Here is a 15,121-nt window from a genome sequence, read left to right on the forward strand (position 1 = left end):
CCTCACTGTGTGGAGATACGCCTGTCAGCGGTCTGCGATGATGTCGTGCAGGAGGGCGTCGGTGTCGTCCTGATGGTCGAGCAGGACACTCACCGCACGGTGGCGAAGGAGCCAGAACTCGTCGAGGGCGTCCTGGAACAGGCCGGGCTTGAGGTAGTGCTGCTTGATTCCGTACAGGCTGGTGAGCAGTTGCAGCAGCGCGACCCGGGCGCAGGCGCGGATGTCGTCGTCGGCCACCGTGGGGTTGGCTCGCACATAGGCATCGATCAGCGTCCGTGCGGTGGCGAGCCAGTCTGTCGTCGTGGCGACCGTGTTGGGGTAGAACGCCACCCGGCCAATTTCGTAGGCGACGAAGAACGGGTCCGGCGGCCGAAAGTCGATCACGGCGGAAAGCTGATCGCCCTCGAAGATCAGATTCACCGGGCTGTAGTCGCCGTGCAGGACCTGGGTGGTGAGCTTGGGCAGGTCCCCCATGAGACCGGGAATCATGCCGATAGCGTCCCGCCGCTCGGCGAGCGTGTTGGCGGCTTGGGCATCGAACGGGTCCGCCGAACCTGCTGCTATGCGGGCCTCGGCGATGTCGGCGAGCCGGTCGACGGTTGCTGCCAGGCCGGCGAGGTCCACGGCGAGCCAACTCTGCGCCTGTGACGATGGCCCGATGCTGGCGGGCAGGGTGGCGAAGACGGCGTGGACGCGACCAAGCGTCGCGCCAGCGGCGCGCGCCTGGCCCGCTGTCAGGTCAGTAGTAACGACGGCCCCGGGCATCCACTCCCACACAGACACCGCATACCGGGAACTGGTGTCGATCAGGTCTCCGGCGTGGTTGCGGAGCAGTCCGGCGACCGGCGTGCCGTGACATCCGGCGAGTGCCGACAGGCCGATGGCATCGGCTTCACCGGCCAAGTCGGTGCCGGGTGGATAGTTCTTGACAAAGACGTCGTGGCCCGCGCACGTCGCCCGATAGTTGGTCGTTCCCTGCCCGATGGGTAGCTGGACCATGCGGTCCGGCGCGAGCCCGTAACGGCACGCGAGAACGTCGGCGATCGTGGGCGAGGGTTCGGTGGTGGGCTCGGTCATCGACGGGGCTCTCCTGTCGGGTCTTGATGTGAAGGGCTACCGGACGCCGCGCGGGTGGACGGCTCGACCGGTAGCAGTTCAGCGGCGAGCGATTGGTAGATCCGGCCGATGCGTTTCCATCGGTGGGCCGAGTCGCTCGGCGGCCTGCGGGCCTTCGGGGCGACGGCATGCCGCAGCGTCGTCAGAGTGGACTCGGCTGCGGCCATCGCGGGGCCGAGCCCGCCTTCGGCGGGTGCCAGCCATCGGGGACGGCCTCTGGTGATCTCCTCGACGGCGGGTAGGTCAGGGGCTATTACAGGTACTTGATAGCAGGTGGCGGTGGCGACCGAGCTAGGGTGCAGAACCTCGGAGAGGAAGCCGTAGTCGCCATCGGTGCGGTAGGGGCAGACGGCGGCGTCCGCAGCCGCGTAGAGGTGACCGGCTAGCTCAGGTGGCACCCGGTGCGGATACCAGATGACTCGACCGTCGGCACCGGCGACGACGCGACTGAGGGCGGCTGAGATCGCTGGGTCGCGGCTGGCGCCGACGATGACCAGGCTCGCGCGGGTGGTGCGGGCGAGGAAGGTCGCAGCGGCGGCGGGTACGTCCTTGTACCGGGTGATGTGGCCCAGCAGCAGGAACGCCAGCGGTTGGCCACGCATGTGATCCATCAGTTCGGACACCGCGCCGCCTGGGGGTCGCGTGGGGTTGTCCAGCCCGGCCCAGCCGATCACCCGCACGTCCGCATCTGTGCGGGAGCGCAGCACCGTGCTATCTGCGTTCGTGTGGCACAGGACGATGTCGGCGAGGTCGAGAACACCCCGGGTCACGATGTCATCGGTGCCTGTCGCTGCGTCGCCGTCGATCGGTTTGAGATTGTGGACGGTCCACACTACGCGCCAGCCGGCCTGTCGCATGTCGGCCAGTCTCGCCAGGAACTCGGCGGCGGCCCGTGGTGTGCGTGTCCCCTGGGACGCGTCGTGGTAAAGCCGTTTGAGTCGGTGCAGGTTGAGCACGCCGGGCGGCTGTATCGCGCTCACGCTGGCGAGGTCCGGGCAGAAGGTCAACGGCAGCGTCTGTGGGGCGTAGCGGTGAAGGTGAGCAAAATACGGGCTCGGCCAGCGTGGGTAGTCCGTGGCGATCACCCACTGGCGAGGCGTCGCGGTCGGTGGGGACGTCACGGGTTTCCTTCCGAGCTTGAGCGCCACCAGGCGACAGCCCGGCGGTACCGGTCCAGGCAGCCCTGCGGGCTGCGGTCGGCACCGGTCCATTCGAAGGCGATCTCGACCGGGCTGTCGTCGTCCAGGTGCCCGAACGTCTTTGCCACGATCTCGTAACCGGCACCGGGCACCTGATCACCGCTGTCGCTGATGTGAACGGCGCGGGTGTGTGGCGCGAGGGCGGACACCTGAGCGGCGAGGCTGTCGGGGCTGTCGGAACGCAGCCACGCCCTGTGGACTTGAGCCGTGTCCATCAGCAACGCGAGCCATGGGGCTCGGCCGAGGTACGCGACCATTGAGGCGACTGTTTGCGCCGCGAACCATGCCGGAGCATGTAGCTCGATCAGAGTCGTCAGCCCGTGCCGGGCGGTGAGGTCCGGCACCGCGAGGTCGGCCCACCGCCGCTGGTCGGGAACATGCCTGGCGAGCAGGCGAACCGCGCGTGCTCGCAGCACGACGGCGGCGTGGCCCAGTCGGTCAAGCTCGGCGCTGGCCTGCTGGTACGCCTGAGTGCCCGGCTGAGCGAAATCGGCGAGGTCGAGATCAGCGGTGACGACGGTGATCGGCACGCTCGCCTGGGAGCAACACGCCCACCGATTGAGCGTGACGGTGTCGCGCCTGGCCAGGTCGAACCCGCGCGGGCCGCCGCGCAGGTGCAAGAACGGCACCTCGTGCGCCACCGCGAGCGCGAGCAGATCTTCCAGATCGATACCCCGGATTCCGATGCTGTAGAGGCCGACGGCCGTCGGCGTCGATCTGGTCACGACCACTCCAGGATCACAAACGCCGCAGTGGGCCGCCGTCCGCTGGCCAACGCCGCATAGAACGAACCGGCCCGCTCGCCTGGGATCCGGGTGAACCAGTCCGGCACGGCATCGACGTCGACCGTGGTGGTCACCCAACGCAGCACGGTCTCGAACGCTGCTTGCCTCGCCTGGTCGGAGTGACCGGCGAGTTCATGCATGCCCACCACGGCAGCGCCACGCCGGTGCACAACCGCAGAGGACAGGTCCCCCTCGTCGGCCGGCGTGCCCAGCAGGCCAAGGAATCCGCCCGGTGCCACCAGGGCCAACGCCCGCGCTGAGCGCCCGGTGCAGTCGATCACGAAGGACTGCGTCGCGGCACCGGGTGCCTCGTCCAGCATCGTGACGTCCGGTAGAGCCGCCGCAGCCGGCTGCGGGTGCCGGGTCACCCCTACCACACGGGCCACGCCTCGGCGTTTCAGCTCCAGTACGCATCCGAGAGCGACCGGCCCGCCGCCGACGACTACAACCGGCTCCGGGGCTCGGTAGTACGACGCCCAGCGGCACAGGCCAAGGGCCGCCATCACCTGGAAGCGGGCAACCGCGACGTGCTCGGGCCTGGTCGCCTGTGGGATCGGCAGCGCGCGGTGGTCGTCGGGCTCGGCGGCGGCACCGTGAGGCACGGGTGTCAACCGCTGCTCACCATCCGGCGAGTCGACGACGGTCATGTACCCGGCAGCGTGATCGTCTCCGCTCGCTGTGGCGAGTAGATGCCGCAGTTCGGTGCCGGGACTGACGACGCTGTATCGTGCCGCGAACCAGCCCGGCTGCGCGGGCACGGGCGGTGCGAGGGTCGCGACGCCTCGCCGGAAGATGATCCGCGCGCCCACACCCTCCAGGCTGATCACGGCCACTGCTCCAGCAAGTCGGGCAGCTCGGCCACGTGGGCGATGACCGGGACACCTTCGGGCAGGCCCGGCGGCGGTGACCCAGCGCACACCAGGACGGCCCGCATCCCGAAGGCACGCGGGCCGATGACGTCCTTGTCGAGAGTGTCACCGACGAACAGGACCGCCTCCGGCGCGACTCCGGCAGCGTCGGCCACCGCAGCGTAAAAACGGGAGTCGGGCTTGGCGACCCCGATGTCGCTGGACAGCACAAGGGCATCGAAGCAGGCCGCCAAGCCGGTGGCCGCGAGCGTTCGTCGCCGGTGCGCGATCGGGCGTTGGGTGTTGCAGGCAAGGACCAGTGCCCGCCGGGTGCGGCGAAGTGTCCGAACCACCTCGACGGCACGCGGATCGACGACAGCGTCAGGGACCGTCTGCCACACCGCGTCAACCACTGTGGCCAGATCTGGCACCTCAGCGCCCACGCGCCGCCAGGCGTCGGCGAGGATCGACTCCCATGGCGTCTGGGCACCCTGCCGGTACGCCGCCTTCGCCTCGGCCCGCGCTTCCTCGACTGCGGCCTCAAGCCCGGTGGGGGTCGGCCAACCTAGCCGCAACTCCAACGCGGCCACCACGTCCGGTCCACGCGGCGACGGCCCCGGAGTTGCCAACGTGCCGCCGAAATCAAGCGCCACCGTTGCCACCGCTAGCTCACCCACCGCTGGTCCTCCTCACGTGTCACGGCGTCCACCGCCGCCGCCATGCCGCCGGGCTCGCCCCGCACCCACCAACAACGAACGGTGGACGTGAGCCGACGCACCAGCCGCAGCCGGCGGCGAGCCAGCTCGGAACCCTCCAACAGTGACAACGGGTCCGCCGCAGCATCATCAAGGACCTTGGCCAGTAGGTGACCGCTCGCCCGGTACAGCGCGTTCCCGGCCACCTGTTCGCCGCAGGGAATCGGTGGTGACGCGAAGCCGCCGCCATCGACGGCCACTATCATGATGCCGGCAAGCCTCGGCGCTGTATTGCTGTCGCTACCGGGCAGGCTTTCAGCGAGATCAACCCGGTCGCCGTCCGCCGCGCCGAGAGCAAGGGTGGGAAACCACTGCTCGATCGCGGATCGTCGCAGCACGTACGCACGGGTGCCACCAACCACGTCAAAGAGGCCCCGACTATTCAACCTCACGAGGCAGGTATCCCCCGCGACAGGAGACCATCCCATTGACAAGATCATGGCCAGCCCAGTGAGACTCTTTCCGGCACCGTAGTCGCCGATCAGCAGCATCGCCCGTCCCGCCTTCGCCACGGCGACACCATGCACGCTCAGCGTGTCATTAGAGAGGTGCTCGGCATGGAACCTGGCATTGATGATGCGACGCGTGTCGGCTTGTGTCGTCCCGTCAGTGAGTGTGAGCGCCGCAAGCTCATTGCCCACCTCAACCGGTCCGCCGTAAGCCGCCGGGATCTGCGCCAAGAGGGCGGGCCACCACACGGCCATGTGCGGCGGGCCTGCCACCACCAGTCGCCTGCTACCGCTACGAACAACCCAATTGACGGTCATGGTGCACCCTCCATGATCCAGGGGATGCGGGTGGCGAGAGCCGTCCATACCGGCAGCGACGGCAACCGCGACATGTCCGGAACGCTGACCCCGACTACCGCGACCTCGGCGACACGAAGCCCGGCCAGTAAGCCCGCCTGGGCACTCTTCGTCGACCACGGCGGCTGGGCTGACGGCCCAGCGACACCAATGAGGTCGAGCATCATCAACCGCTGAGCGGGAATCTGAGCGGCGGCCGTCAGCGCCAACCCGAGCCGGTCCGCGCTGACATTCCCATCGACCTCCAGCCCGTGCGATCCCCGTGAGGTGGCATCGGTTGGACTGACCACGACGACCGCCCCCACCATCGTGGGTCCGGCCCGCTCGACATCGAACACGGTCGCGTACTCGGGTGGGCTGAGCACCAGCCTGCGCCGTCGAGTGCTGCCCACAAACGTGTCCAGCGCCGTTCCAGCGGAGGCCCTCTCGCGTGTCGCGGCGTCCAGAAGTTCCAGCGGGATGCTGACTCGGGTTGGCCAGCCGACCGCGATCACGCCGTCGGACCGGGGGCGGAGGAGAACCAGGTCGTCGGACAAGAACTTGGCGGACAACTCGACTGACGCCCGGTGTGCCAGCGTCGACTTTCCTCCATGCGAGCCAGCCAGGAAGACCACTGCCCGAGGACCGGCGTCGGTGTCGACGCTCACTGCCGCAGCGTGCATCAGGTGCCAACCATCCGCGAGCAGACGCGACCCGAAGAACATCCGGCCGACCCAGTCCGGCCACCGCCGGCTCGGTCCGTCCCCGGGGGGCAGGAGTACCCGTGTCTGTCGGGATCGGATATCCACCTCGATGATGGTTTCGGCGCACCCCTCCCGATACTGGCCGGCGAGAACGAGAAGCCCGTTCGCCGCGTCGACGATCTCCAGTCGTCGGCCGATGTCGATCCATCCGAAGACCGGATGGCCTCTGCGCCGATGATCAGCGCCGACTGGGGCGAGTGCGACGTGGACCGACCAACCGGGCTCCGAAACCATCGGCTCCGCAACCGAACACGGCGGAACCAGCACCGCCAGCGCATCATCCGCCATGTCCTGTGCTTCCGCCGCGAACCGCAGGCGATGCCCCGCGAGAACTATGTCCCTTGGTACCCCCGCTGGCTGTGAGCGCGGACCAACCTCGCCGGCCGATGACGTCGTCACGATGCTCCTCGCTGGACTGAACGACCATGTTCATGTATGGGTCTGAGCCGCGTCCACCCGATTTCTTGAAGTATCGAGACGCGTTGCCCCGGCTGGATTCGAGGCACTGCGTTTCCGCATGCCAGCTGGCCTGCCGGCGGTCCGAGGGCTCGATTGATGCCATCCGTGACCTTCCTCCTGGCCAATGAACGATCGTCCACCCTATTGACCTGATACCGTGTGCATCGTCTTCTGGCCCTCGTCGTTGCGGGCAAGCATCTCGGCCAGCGCCTGACAGACGGCGCGGCCTTGTTCTATCGTGATGTGGAAGACCTGCCGGTCTTCGAAGTCGCTTCGAGCGATTCGAATGAATGTTCTTGGATTTACGTCGTCGATATACTGAACCAGTTGCATCTCGACTTCGACCGGCTGAGGCTGGTCTGGTGGGTTGCAGTCGTACCACTGACTCCCATGGGTCGGTGGCGAGGAGTCCGGGTAGAATCCATTTAAATCCGCCGTGCACTCCTGTGGGTGGCACCAGGATGGATGCATGTTGTTTGGCCTTTCACGCTATTTCATCCTCCGCGATTGCGAGAACGTCTGCGGGTGCAACCGCCCTTGCTGAGTGAGGTCCTCGGGTGTTTGAAATCGTATTTCTTTCTTGGGTGCGCGCCGTGGCCTCCTGCTTGTCTGGCCCGGGATCGGGTCTCGATATTGGTTATGACGTTGGCCGCGACCCGCGTTGACTTCCGTCGCCGCCCGGTGTGGTTGCGGGACGCCGGTTGCTGGCGCTGGCCGCCTGGGTCGACGTCGCCCATTCGGCTTGTGTGCAGGGGTGTGGCGCCCAGCGGTTCCAGGCGTCTCGGCAGCCGGTGCAGGTGCCGTCGTCGGCGGCGATGTGTGTCGCGGCGATGCTGGCGACTTGCGCTACGAGCCGTTCAGCGGCGTAGCCGACGTCTGACGCCTGCGGCCCGGTCTCGGTGGACCCCTCGCGTACCTCATCGAACGGCATCTCCGTTCCAGCCATGAGCGAGACCTCCAATCGACTGATAGGTGCTCGGAGTCAGGACGCGGTACGCGTCCGTTCTCGCCCGTGCAACGGCGTTACGACGGATCCGCTCGCCGCGTTGTGTGCGGGGCTGGTGCGCGGGCCGGAAAATTCGTCCGAGTCACCGGCGAGGATCAGTCCGAACCGGATCCTCGTGTCGGAGTCCGCGAGCGTGAGTGCCTGATCCAGCACCGCCTGCGTGGCCAGCCGCAGCGGTGTTGGGTCACGGTTTTCCCACCAGGAGACGGCGTTCTTGCTGACGCCAAGGTACTCAGCGAAGGCCCGCACGCTCATCCGTAGCGCCTCGCGCAGCGCCCGCGACTCCCGCCCGGTCCACCGGCCGATTGCCACATCGCATCCGCACGAGTCCACCGCTGCGACCGGTGCCCGCGTCCCCATCTCCCGCCGCGCGTTGGTGGTTGCGTCCGGACGCCATGTACGTCGTGCGTGGGCTTGGGCTGTGCTCGCGCTGCCCGGTACTGCCGCCGTGAACCCGCTGCCGACTTCGTCGGCCGGTTCCATCGACGCAGATGCCGGCGCGGCCTGTCCGCTCGCCGTCGTCTGCGAGCCCCGCCCGGCTCCGTAGATGATGAACAGACCAATCTCGGCATCGTTCGTCGCACCGAGAACCGCTCGCAGCCCCGCCCGGTAGTGTGCCGATGGCCAGCGCGTCTCGCCGCGTTCCAACTGGCCGATGTATCGGCTGTTGAGGAAGCAGCGCCGGCCGCTCCGCTCGAACACCCAGGCGTTGACCGCCTCGGCTACCTCTTGACGCGACATCACCCGTCCTGAGCCCGTCGGCGAGCGCAGCGCCAACCGGGCCTGTTGGATCAGGTCGTTCGGTGTCCGTGGGGCGATACGCCATCCCCGGTGCCGCCTCTTGGCGGGCGGAGTCGCGTCCGTGTCGATCGCCTTGCCGTTCACGATGGTTGTTGACACCTTCCGTTTCCGGGGCGGTTGGACGCCCGCCGAGTGGTACCAAGCCACGGGTCCTCCGCAGTCGTGTGCGACGTCCAGATGAATGGGGAGTCGGGCTACTGACGGGTGACTGTTGTCGCCGCAGTGACGCTGGCCGCTGGGGTCGGCGTGCCGAACCATGAGTGCGATTCGGTGTCCGCCGGGTTGGGGCTCGATGGTCGGACGCCCGCGACGCCGGGCCGACGACGCGGCAGTAGCCCGTACCTGTCGAATGTGGTTCCGGCCGCGCGTCGCCCGGCGCACGGCTCGACCTCCCCGCAAGTGGCGCACCCGCCGTTGGGTTGCACCGCCAGGTGGCGTTCGAGTTCAGCCTGTGCGTGGTCGAGTTCGTCCAGCGCGATTCTGGCGAGGTAGGTCGTCGTCATGGCCGTGCCTCCGGGTCCTGGTCAAGGCGTAGGGCGTTCACGCGGACGAGGGCATGACGGGGTTGCTCGCTGATCTGCGTGCCGTCCGGACGTAGTGAGAGCCCGTCAAGATTGATCCACTCGCCGTCCGCGAGCGACTGCTTGTTGCCGATCGTCGTGACCCGAAGGATCAGCCGCCCGGTGCCGTACCTGTAGTCGCGATCGTGAACGTCGATGACCGTGCCGATCTTGAGCGTGGCCATCATGCCCGCCCGGCAGGCGTACGGGTCAGATCACTTGTCGTGGCACCGCAGCGAGGGCACCACCGGACCTTGATCATGAACGACCACAACCCGGCGAGGTATCCCAGCATCAACGCGGCAACGATCAACACACCGCACCCCTTCGCAGATCAGGGGGCCAGGGCGGACGGGCTCGCAGGAGCTGAGCCGCCCCGGCCTGCTATCTGGGCACCCAGGACAAGCCGGTACGCACCGGCCCAACCGCGTCGCGGAAGCCCAACACGTTCAGAATGGCACGCACACCTGTGTCACACAAGTTTGTGGATCATGCCATCTTGTGTGCCACCAGACTGCATGCTGCATACAGTGCTGATCATCCGGTTGCACCCACCAACCACGTGCCGGACGATGGGTAGCGTGACGACGAGGCCGGGACCGACGCTGCGGGCGCAGTGGCTTGGGCAACAGATCAAGGAACTCCGCGAAGCAGCTGGAATCACCCTGAAACAGGCGGGTGAGTACCTGGAACGCGACCCATCGACCGTGAGTCGGTTCGAGTCGGCCGAGTATCCGATCCGACGCGCCGACCTACTCGCGCTGCTGGACTTCTATTCGGTCAGTGACCAACGGCGTCGCGAGGGCCTGCTGAACTTGCGTGAGGAGGTGTGGCAGAAGGGGTGGTGGGACGGGTTCGCCGACGCGGTGGACCGGCGGTTCATCGACTACGTGTGGCTGGAGTCGCGAGCCCAGGCGATCCATTCGTTCGATGACACTCTTCTACCTGGTCTTCTCCAGACCAACCGGTACGCCGAGGCGGCGATCCGCGCGGCCGATCCGGACCTCGCAGACGAGCAGGTCAATCGAGCGGTCGAGCTTCGGATCAAGCGTCAGCAGGTGCTCACCGGAGACAGCCCGACGCAGCTTCACGCGATCCTCGACGAGGCGTTGTTACTGCGCACGGTCCACAGCCCCGAGACGATGCGTGATCAGCTCCGACACCTGGGCGACTGCGCCCAGAGGCCGAACGTCGAGATCCGGGTACTACCATTCAGAGTGGGCGCACACGCCAGTCCGGCGGGCGCGTTCAAGGTGTTCACGCTGGTGGAGCCGTACCCCGATGTCGCGTACACCGAGACGCTCGGCGGTGCGATCTTCGTCGAGACTCCTGGTGCCGAGCGGTTCGTCCAGACGTACGATCGGTTACAGCGCGTGACCCTGACACCGGAAGAATCGGCTGAGCGGATCTCGGCCGCAGCAAAGGAGACAACGTGAAGGCAGCAGAGACGCACGCGCCGGGCCGCCCGGATCTCGCGGGCGTCGCCTGGCGCATCAGCACCAAGAGCGACAACGGCGGTGCGAACTGCGTCGAGGCTGGTCCGCTCGCCGATGGAAGTGGCAGGGTCGCCGTACGGCACAGCCACCACCCTGACGGCTCCGTGATCATCTACACGCGGGCCGAGTGGGAAGCGTTCGTCGGGGGAGTCCGCGAAGGCGAGTTCGACTTCTTCGACTAGGCGAGCCATGACCGACTGAGTCAATAGGACGGACGAGCGACTCCCATCGCGTAGGGGGTCGCTGTTTGCTTTTTACACAACGTCACCGCCAGTTATCTGGTGATCGCGATGGCGTCGAGCACGAGGGGACACCCCTGCTTGTCGGGGAGCACCCTCGTGCTCGACGCTTCACCGTGAAGGCTGCGCCGCCACCTCCGGCTGCGTGTCCAGATCGTCCGGCCAGGGTCTGACGGACCCCGCGCCGATCGTCGGCACATCTTGTTCTGCCTTGAGGATCTTCAGCAGAAGTGAGGCGCGCTCGTTGGACACGCCATGCCCGTCATCACGCAGTGCATCGGCCAACCTGTCCCGCGACGGTGGACGTCCCGTGGCCGCCAGTGCCTCGCGGACGGCGGCCCTCGCAGCCGGGAGCAGGTGCGCCACTGGCTGGACGTCGACCGGCACGGGCGCGGTAGCAGGGCCGCTCGACCGCCCCGATACGCGCCCGACACCCCGGCCCGTCCCGCTGGTCGCGGACCGGCCGGGGTGACCAGTGCGCCCGTCCAGTGTCGGCCCAACAGGCGGTCCGCTGTCCGGGCCGATCTGGGGGAGCGCCTCAGGGACGAGCGGACGATCTGCGGACGTCCGCAGATCGTCCGGGACGGTCCGCGGATCGTCCTCGCCGTGGTCGATCATGCTGAACAGCAGCTTCACTGCGATGAGCATCGACAGCGCGGGCCAGCCGGCCAGGATCTTGCCGATCACGCTCTCACCGCCGACCGCGATGTTCGCGGCCAGGCTCGCGGCGGTGCCGACCACCAAGGCGACCCACGGCAACCACCCCGCCCGCCGTCCCGCGCGACGCTGCACCACCATGTACAACGCGGCGACGATCTCCAGTCCGCCGACGCTGATCGGGAACGCGAACGCCTTCCATCCGTGCTGGTCGTGCTCGGTCGCCAGCTCGTGCATATGCGCGAACGAGATCGTCCCCGCGACGACGGCCAGCCCCGCGACGCACGCCACGGTCACGGCCGTCAAGATCCGATCCGTAGGGCTCCTCACCATGACCACCCACCCTCGGCTTCGGCCTCGGTCGTGAGCAGCCGCAGCGCGGACAACAGCCGGGACGCGTCCCGCGCCGCCATCGCGATGTCGCTGTCACCGTGCTGGACGTGAAGGTAGGTCTCACACGGCCACGGGGCGACAGCCTGCGTCAGATACGCCTCGCTCACCCGTGGCGCGAGGGCTATCACCGTGGTCAGATCGAGACGGATCAGCGCCGACCGGTGCTCGCCGCCGACACCGGACCGATACCCGTCGACCTGGCTCGCGGGATCAGCGGTACACCGGGAACGGTCACACCAGGCGGGATGACCTGACTCGGCAGCGGTCCGGCGGCCCAACGAAGAAGGTTGACCTTCTGAAGGCTGCGACCAACTCATCGGGCCACCTCCCCAACGGAGGTGCGCACCGCAGCCGGCACAACGAACCCACCGGCAGCGACAGCGGTCGTGTCCACGATCCCCGGATGCACCGGCCAGACACTGACTGCCGCTAGCCGGTCAAACCGGGCTGTAAGCGACGAAAAAAGTATGCCACATTTCGGGATGGGTCTTGCCGGTGCCGGGGGCGCCCTGAACGCAGATCGAGACCGGCAGATCGGCGCGGACCAGCTCGTCCTGTTCGGGTTGGATGGTGGCCACGATGTCGCGCATCGGGCCCACGCGGGGACGCTCGATCTCGCTGGTCAGGATGCGCGACGTGGTGCCGAGTTCCTCACCTCGGTCAAGGTGCTCGTCTTCGAAGCTGGTCAGGTCGCCGTTGGCGAAGCCGAACCGGCGGCGGATCCGGACGTGTCGCGGATCGCGGGCGCTGGCCCGGTAGAAGGTACGGCTGATCGGAGCCCGCCAGTCGAGCACCATCGGCTCACCGGCGTCGTCGGTCACGTGCCGGCGCCCGATGTGATAGCTGCGCCCGGCATGGTCGGGGTTGCTCTCGGTGGTGCCACCGAAGTCGAGCCGACCGAAGAACAGCGGGGTGCTCGGGTCGTCGGCCAACTCGGCGATCCGTCTGGCCATGTGCCGGCCGAGGGTTTCGGCGGTGTACCTGTCCCCGGCGACCTTGTCGCCGGCGGCGAAGAGGGTCTGCGCGCGGTCCCGCATCCGGCGCAGCGCGGCGCGGGAGGCGATCAGGTGGTCGCGCTCGTCGGTCAGTTCGGTGTCGAGTTCGGCTGCGGGCATGCTGACTCCTGGTCGGGTCACCTGCGTGCTCGCTCGCGTGTCCGGGGGCGGATGGGCCGGCGCCCGGCGCGGGGACGTCCGCTCCGGTGCTACTCACCGCGGCCGTCAAGCGACCAACCAGCGTAGGCCCCGTCGCGGTAGCCGGTCCACCGAATTGACCACCAGCGTGGGTCGACGGGCCGACCGGCAACCCGCCGGTTACGGTGGAGATCATGAGTAGCGGTGACGGGGACGGCCGAAGCGGGCTGCGACGGCCACGGGTCGGGCACATCCAGTTCTTGAACTGCCTGCCGATCTACTGGGGCCTCATGCGCTCCGGTGCCCTGCTCGACGTCGAGTTGCACAAGGACTCGCCGGAACGGCTCAGCGCCGCGCTGGTCGCCGGTGATCTCGACATCGGCCCGATTTCACTGGTCGAGTACCTGCGGCACGCCGACGAGTTCCTGTTGCTGCCGGACATCGCGGTCGGCAGCGACGGCCCGGTTCTCTCGGTCAACATCGTGTCCACCCGGCCGCTGACCGAGCTGACCGGCCGGCCGGTGGCGCTCGGCTCGACCTCGCGTACCGGTGTCCTGTTGGCCCGGATGCTGCTCGCCGAACGGTACGGTGCCCAGCCGGTGTACTACACCTGCCCGCCCGACCTCACCCAGATGCTGCTCGAAGCCGACGCGGGCGTGTTGATCGGCGACGTCGCGCTGCGCGCCCGGTACGAGGCGCCGCGACGCGGACTGGCGGTCACCGATCTCGGTCAGGCCTGGCGGGACTGGACCGGCCAGCCGATGGTGTTCGCCGTCTGGGCGGTCCGGCGTGACTTCGCCGCCGCTCATCCCGGCCAGGTCAAGGAGGTGCACCAGGCGTTCCTGCGGTCGCGCGACCTGTGCCTGGCCGAATTGGACGAGGTGGCCGAGTCTGCCGCACGCTGGGAGCCGTTCGACGCGGCGACGCTGGCGTCGTACTTCCGGGCCTTGGACTTCTCGCTCGGCGGGCGTCAGGTCGCCGGGCTACGGGAGTTCGCCGGCCGGGCGGCCCGGCTGGGCGAGGCACCCGCGCTGCCGGCCGACGGACCGGAGTTCTTCGTCCCCTAGCTCCGCGAGGCGGCGGCGGTACGGAGCTGGTCCGCGACCTCCTGGCACACCTGACCGCCGTAGCTGTAGGGGCGGCTGGTCGAGAAGCGCACCATCACGCCCAGGGTCCACCCGTCGCCGATCGCCAGGCAGTTGACGTGCCACTCCCGGTCGGCGTCCCGGATCACCCAACCGTTCTTGATCGCTATCCCGGCCGCCACGTCGTCGGGGAACGCCTGGATCACCCCGAAGTCTCCCGGACTGCGTACGCCGCGCATCTGTTCCAGCAGCCAGTTGGTCCACTCGCTGCCGGCCGCCCGGCCGTCGGCGATGCAGGCACCGAGCCGGGCGGTGTCCCGGGGCGAGAGCCGGGTGATGCTCCACCGGTTCTCCGCCGCGCTGCTGTCGGTCAGTCCACAGATCTCGATCATGCGGTCGATCGCGGCCGACCGACCGATGGCCTGCCACAGGTCTTCGGCCGCGTCGTTGTCGCTGTCCCGGATCATGATCTCCAGCTGGTGCATCCGGTACTGGTTGGGCGTCTTGCCTTCGGCGGCGGCCGTACGGAGGAAGTCGGCGGCGATCCAGGCCTTGATCAGCGACGCGGTGGTGCTGGTCTCGGCCAGGTTTGCTGACCCGTGGATCTCGCCGGTGCGCTGGTCGAGCATCGCCCAGGACCACCAGCCGGCGACGTCGAGCTCGACGTCGGTGGGGGCGATGTCCAGCGGCGGCAGGGTCGGTGTCGGGCTGGGAGCGGCGGTGGCCGCCGGCGGCGTGGCCGCCGGATCCAGTTGCCGTGCGGCGGCCAGCTGGTCGGCCGCTGCCTGATCGGCCAGGTAGTCGGCGGTGGCCGGGGCGAACGGCGCGCCGGGGATGAACCGCAACCCGGCCAGCGACGCGGCGGCGAGCACGACACCGACTGCGCTGAGCAGGATCACCACCGAGACGCGGCGGGTCGGTCCGTGGCGCGCGACCGTGGCCGGTCGGCCGGCTGCGGTCGGCCGGCGTGGCTGCGGCAACAGGTCGCCAACCGCGCCGAGGGGCCGGGTCTCCGACGATTTCGGTCCGGGCCGTGATTT

General features: G+C 68.2%; 18 protein-coding genes and 1 pseudogene. 4 read left to right on the forward strand and 15 right to left on the reverse strand.

Annotated elements, in window-relative coordinates; genetic code table 11:
- Positions 1-24: 24 nt before the first annotated feature.
- Genes O7632_RS04230 through O7632_RS04260 form a run of 7 tightly spaced genes read right to left on the reverse strand, consistent with a single transcriptional unit; the run spans position 25 to position 6,045 of the window.
- Entirely contained in the window at positions 25-1,077 is a 1,053-nt protein-coding gene (locus O7632_RS04230) for a phosphotransferase (protein WP_278111595.1), read from the reverse strand.
- Positions 1,074-2,237 (reverse strand): glycosyltransferase, encoded by a 1,164-nt coding sequence (locus tag O7632_RS04235; protein WP_278111597.1) that lies wholly within the window; start codon positions 2,235-2,237, stop codon positions 1,074-1,076. The genes O7632_RS04230 and O7632_RS04235 overlap by 4 nt, the downstream gene beginning before the upstream one ends.
- Positions 2,234-3,040: a hypothetical protein gene (locus tag O7632_RS04240; RefSeq protein ID WP_278111599.1), complete on the reverse strand. Its 807-nt coding sequence runs from the start codon at positions 3,038-3,040 to the stop codon at positions 2,234-2,236. Before O7632_RS04240 ends, O7632_RS04235 begins: the two co-directional genes overlap by 4 nt.
- Positions 3,037-3,927, reverse strand: a complete 891-nt coding sequence (locus tag O7632_RS04245) for a hypothetical protein (protein ID WP_278111601.1) — start codon at positions 3,925-3,927, stop codon at positions 3,037-3,039. The genes O7632_RS04240 and O7632_RS04245 overlap by 4 nt, the downstream gene beginning before the upstream one ends.
- Positions 3,924-4,625: an HAD family hydrolase gene (locus O7632_RS04250; RefSeq protein ID WP_278111602.1), complete on the reverse strand. Its 702-nt coding sequence runs from the start codon at positions 4,623-4,625 to the stop codon at positions 3,924-3,926. The genes O7632_RS04245 and O7632_RS04250 overlap by 4 nt, the downstream gene beginning before the upstream one ends.
- Entirely contained in the window at positions 4,613-5,470 is an 858-nt protein-coding gene (locus O7632_RS04255) for a hypothetical protein (RefSeq protein WP_278111603.1), read from the reverse strand. The genes O7632_RS04250 and O7632_RS04255 overlap by 13 nt, the downstream gene beginning before the upstream one ends.
- The gene (locus tag O7632_RS04260) at positions 5,467-6,045 is read right to left on the reverse strand and encodes a hypothetical protein (RefSeq protein WP_278111604.1); all 579 of its coding nucleotides are present in this window, start codon (positions 6,043-6,045) and stop codon (positions 5,467-5,469) included. Before O7632_RS04260 ends, O7632_RS04255 begins: the two co-directional genes overlap by 4 nt.
- Before the next feature lie 54 nt (positions 6,046-6,099).
- On the opposite strand from O7632_RS04260, the gene O7632_RS04265 reads away from it, so the two are divergent.
- Positions 6,100-6,615 (forward strand): hypothetical protein, encoded by a 516-nt coding sequence (locus O7632_RS04265; protein ID WP_278111607.1) that lies wholly within the window; start codon positions 6,100-6,102, stop codon positions 6,613-6,615.
- A gap of 237 nt (positions 6,616-6,852) precedes the next feature.
- On the opposite strand, the gene O7632_RS04270 is transcribed toward O7632_RS04265, so the two are convergent.
- The 4 genes from O7632_RS04270 to O7632_RS04290 form a co-directional block, all read right to left on the reverse strand.
- Positions 6,853-7,044 (reverse strand): hypothetical protein, encoded by a 192-nt coding sequence (locus tag O7632_RS04270; RefSeq protein WP_278111609.1) that lies wholly within the window; start codon positions 7,042-7,044, stop codon positions 6,853-6,855.
- 649 nt (positions 7,045-7,693) lie between these two features.
- Complete coding sequence (locus tag O7632_RS04280; RefSeq protein WP_278111611.1) at positions 7,694-8,494, reverse strand: helix-turn-helix transcriptional regulator; 801 nt, start codon at positions 8,492-8,494, stop codon at positions 7,694-7,696.
- A gap of 523 nt (positions 8,495-9,017) precedes the next feature.
- Positions 9,018-9,263, reverse strand: a complete 246-nt coding sequence (locus tag O7632_RS04285; RefSeq protein WP_278111613.1) for a hypothetical protein — start codon at positions 9,261-9,263, stop codon at positions 9,018-9,020.
- The gene (locus tag O7632_RS04290) at positions 9,263-9,394 is read right to left on the reverse strand and encodes a hypothetical protein (protein ID WP_278111614.1); all 132 of its coding nucleotides are present in this window, start codon (positions 9,392-9,394) and stop codon (positions 9,263-9,265) included. The genes O7632_RS04285 and O7632_RS04290 overlap by 1 nt, the downstream gene beginning before the upstream one ends.
- 265 nt (positions 9,395-9,659) lie before the next feature.
- Here O7632_RS04290 and O7632_RS04295 point away from each other — a divergent pair, with 265 nt between their 5' ends.
- On the forward strand, positions 9,660-10,514 hold the full coding sequence (locus O7632_RS04295; protein ID WP_278111615.1) for a helix-turn-helix transcriptional regulator: 855 nt from the start codon (positions 9,660-9,662) through the stop codon (positions 10,512-10,514).
- On the forward strand, positions 10,511-10,756 hold the full coding sequence (locus O7632_RS04300) for a DUF397 domain-containing protein (RefSeq protein ID WP_278111617.1): 246 nt from the start codon (positions 10,511-10,513) through the stop codon (positions 10,754-10,756). The genes O7632_RS04295 and O7632_RS04300 overlap by 4 nt, the downstream gene beginning before the upstream one ends.
- Positions 10,757-10,924: 168 nt before the next feature.
- On the opposite strand, the gene O7632_RS04305 is transcribed toward O7632_RS04300, so the two are convergent.
- From O7632_RS04305 to O7632_RS04315, 3 genes and pseudogenes are all read right to left on the reverse strand, one after another.
- The gene (locus O7632_RS04305) at positions 10,925-11,767 is read right to left on the reverse strand and encodes a DUF2637 domain-containing protein (protein WP_278119812.1); all 843 of its coding nucleotides are present in this window, start codon (positions 11,765-11,767) and stop codon (positions 10,925-10,927) included.
- 29 nt (positions 11,768-11,796) lie between these two features.
- The gene (locus tag O7632_RS04310; protein WP_278111619.1) at positions 11,797-12,141 is read right to left on the reverse strand and encodes a hypothetical protein; all 345 of its coding nucleotides are present in this window, start codon (positions 12,139-12,141) and stop codon (positions 11,797-11,799) included.
- 207 nt (positions 12,142-12,348) lie between these two features.
- Positions 12,349-12,978 (reverse strand): annotated as a pseudogene (locus O7632_RS04315) (AAA family ATPase); the annotation flags it as partial.
- A gap of 212 nt (positions 12,979-13,190) precedes the next feature.
- On the opposite strand from O7632_RS04315, the gene O7632_RS04320 reads away from it, so the two are divergent.
- Positions 13,191-14,063 carry a menaquinone biosynthesis protein gene (locus tag O7632_RS04320; RefSeq protein WP_278111620.1) on the forward strand — a complete coding sequence of 291 codons (873 nt, stop codon included), beginning with the start codon at positions 13,191-13,193 and terminating at the stop codon, positions 14,061-14,063.
- Here the strand turns inward: O7632_RS04320 and O7632_RS04325 are convergent.
- Complete coding sequence (locus tag O7632_RS04325; RefSeq protein WP_278111622.1) at positions 14,060-15,061, reverse strand: hypothetical protein; 1,002 nt, start codon at positions 15,059-15,061, stop codon at positions 14,060-14,062. The genes O7632_RS04320 and O7632_RS04325 overlap by 4 nt on opposite strands.
- Positions 15,062-15,121 lie beyond the last annotated feature (60 nt).

This window comes from Solwaraspora sp. WMMD406 (assembly GCF_029626025.1).
Taxonomy (GTDB): Bacteria; Actinomycetota; Actinomycetes; order Mycobacteriales; family Micromonosporaceae; genus Micromonospora_E.

Coding starts and splice junctions, on each gene's coding strand:
- O7632_RS04230 (WP_278111595.1), bottom strand. CDS start 1,077: ATGACCGAGCCCACCACCGAACCCTCGCCCACGATCGCCGACGTTCTC.
- O7632_RS04255 (WP_278111603.1), bottom strand. CDS start 5,470: ATGACCGTCAATTGGGTTGTTCGTAGCGGTAGCAGGCGACTGGTGGTG.
- O7632_RS04265 (WP_278111607.1), top strand. CDS start 6,100: ATGCGAGCCAGCCAGGAAGACCACTGCCCGAGGACCGGCGTCGGTGTC.
- O7632_RS04270 (WP_278111609.1), bottom strand. CDS start 7,044: ATGCAACTGGTTCAGTATATCGACGACGTAAATCCAAGAACATTCATT.
- O7632_RS04285 (WP_278111613.1), bottom strand. CDS start 9,263: ATGGCCACGCTCAAGATCGGCACGGTCATCGACGTTCACGATCGCGAC.
- O7632_RS04320 (WP_278111620.1), top strand. CDS start 13,191: ATGAGTAGCGGTGACGGGGACGGCCGAAGCGGGCTGCGACGGCCACGG.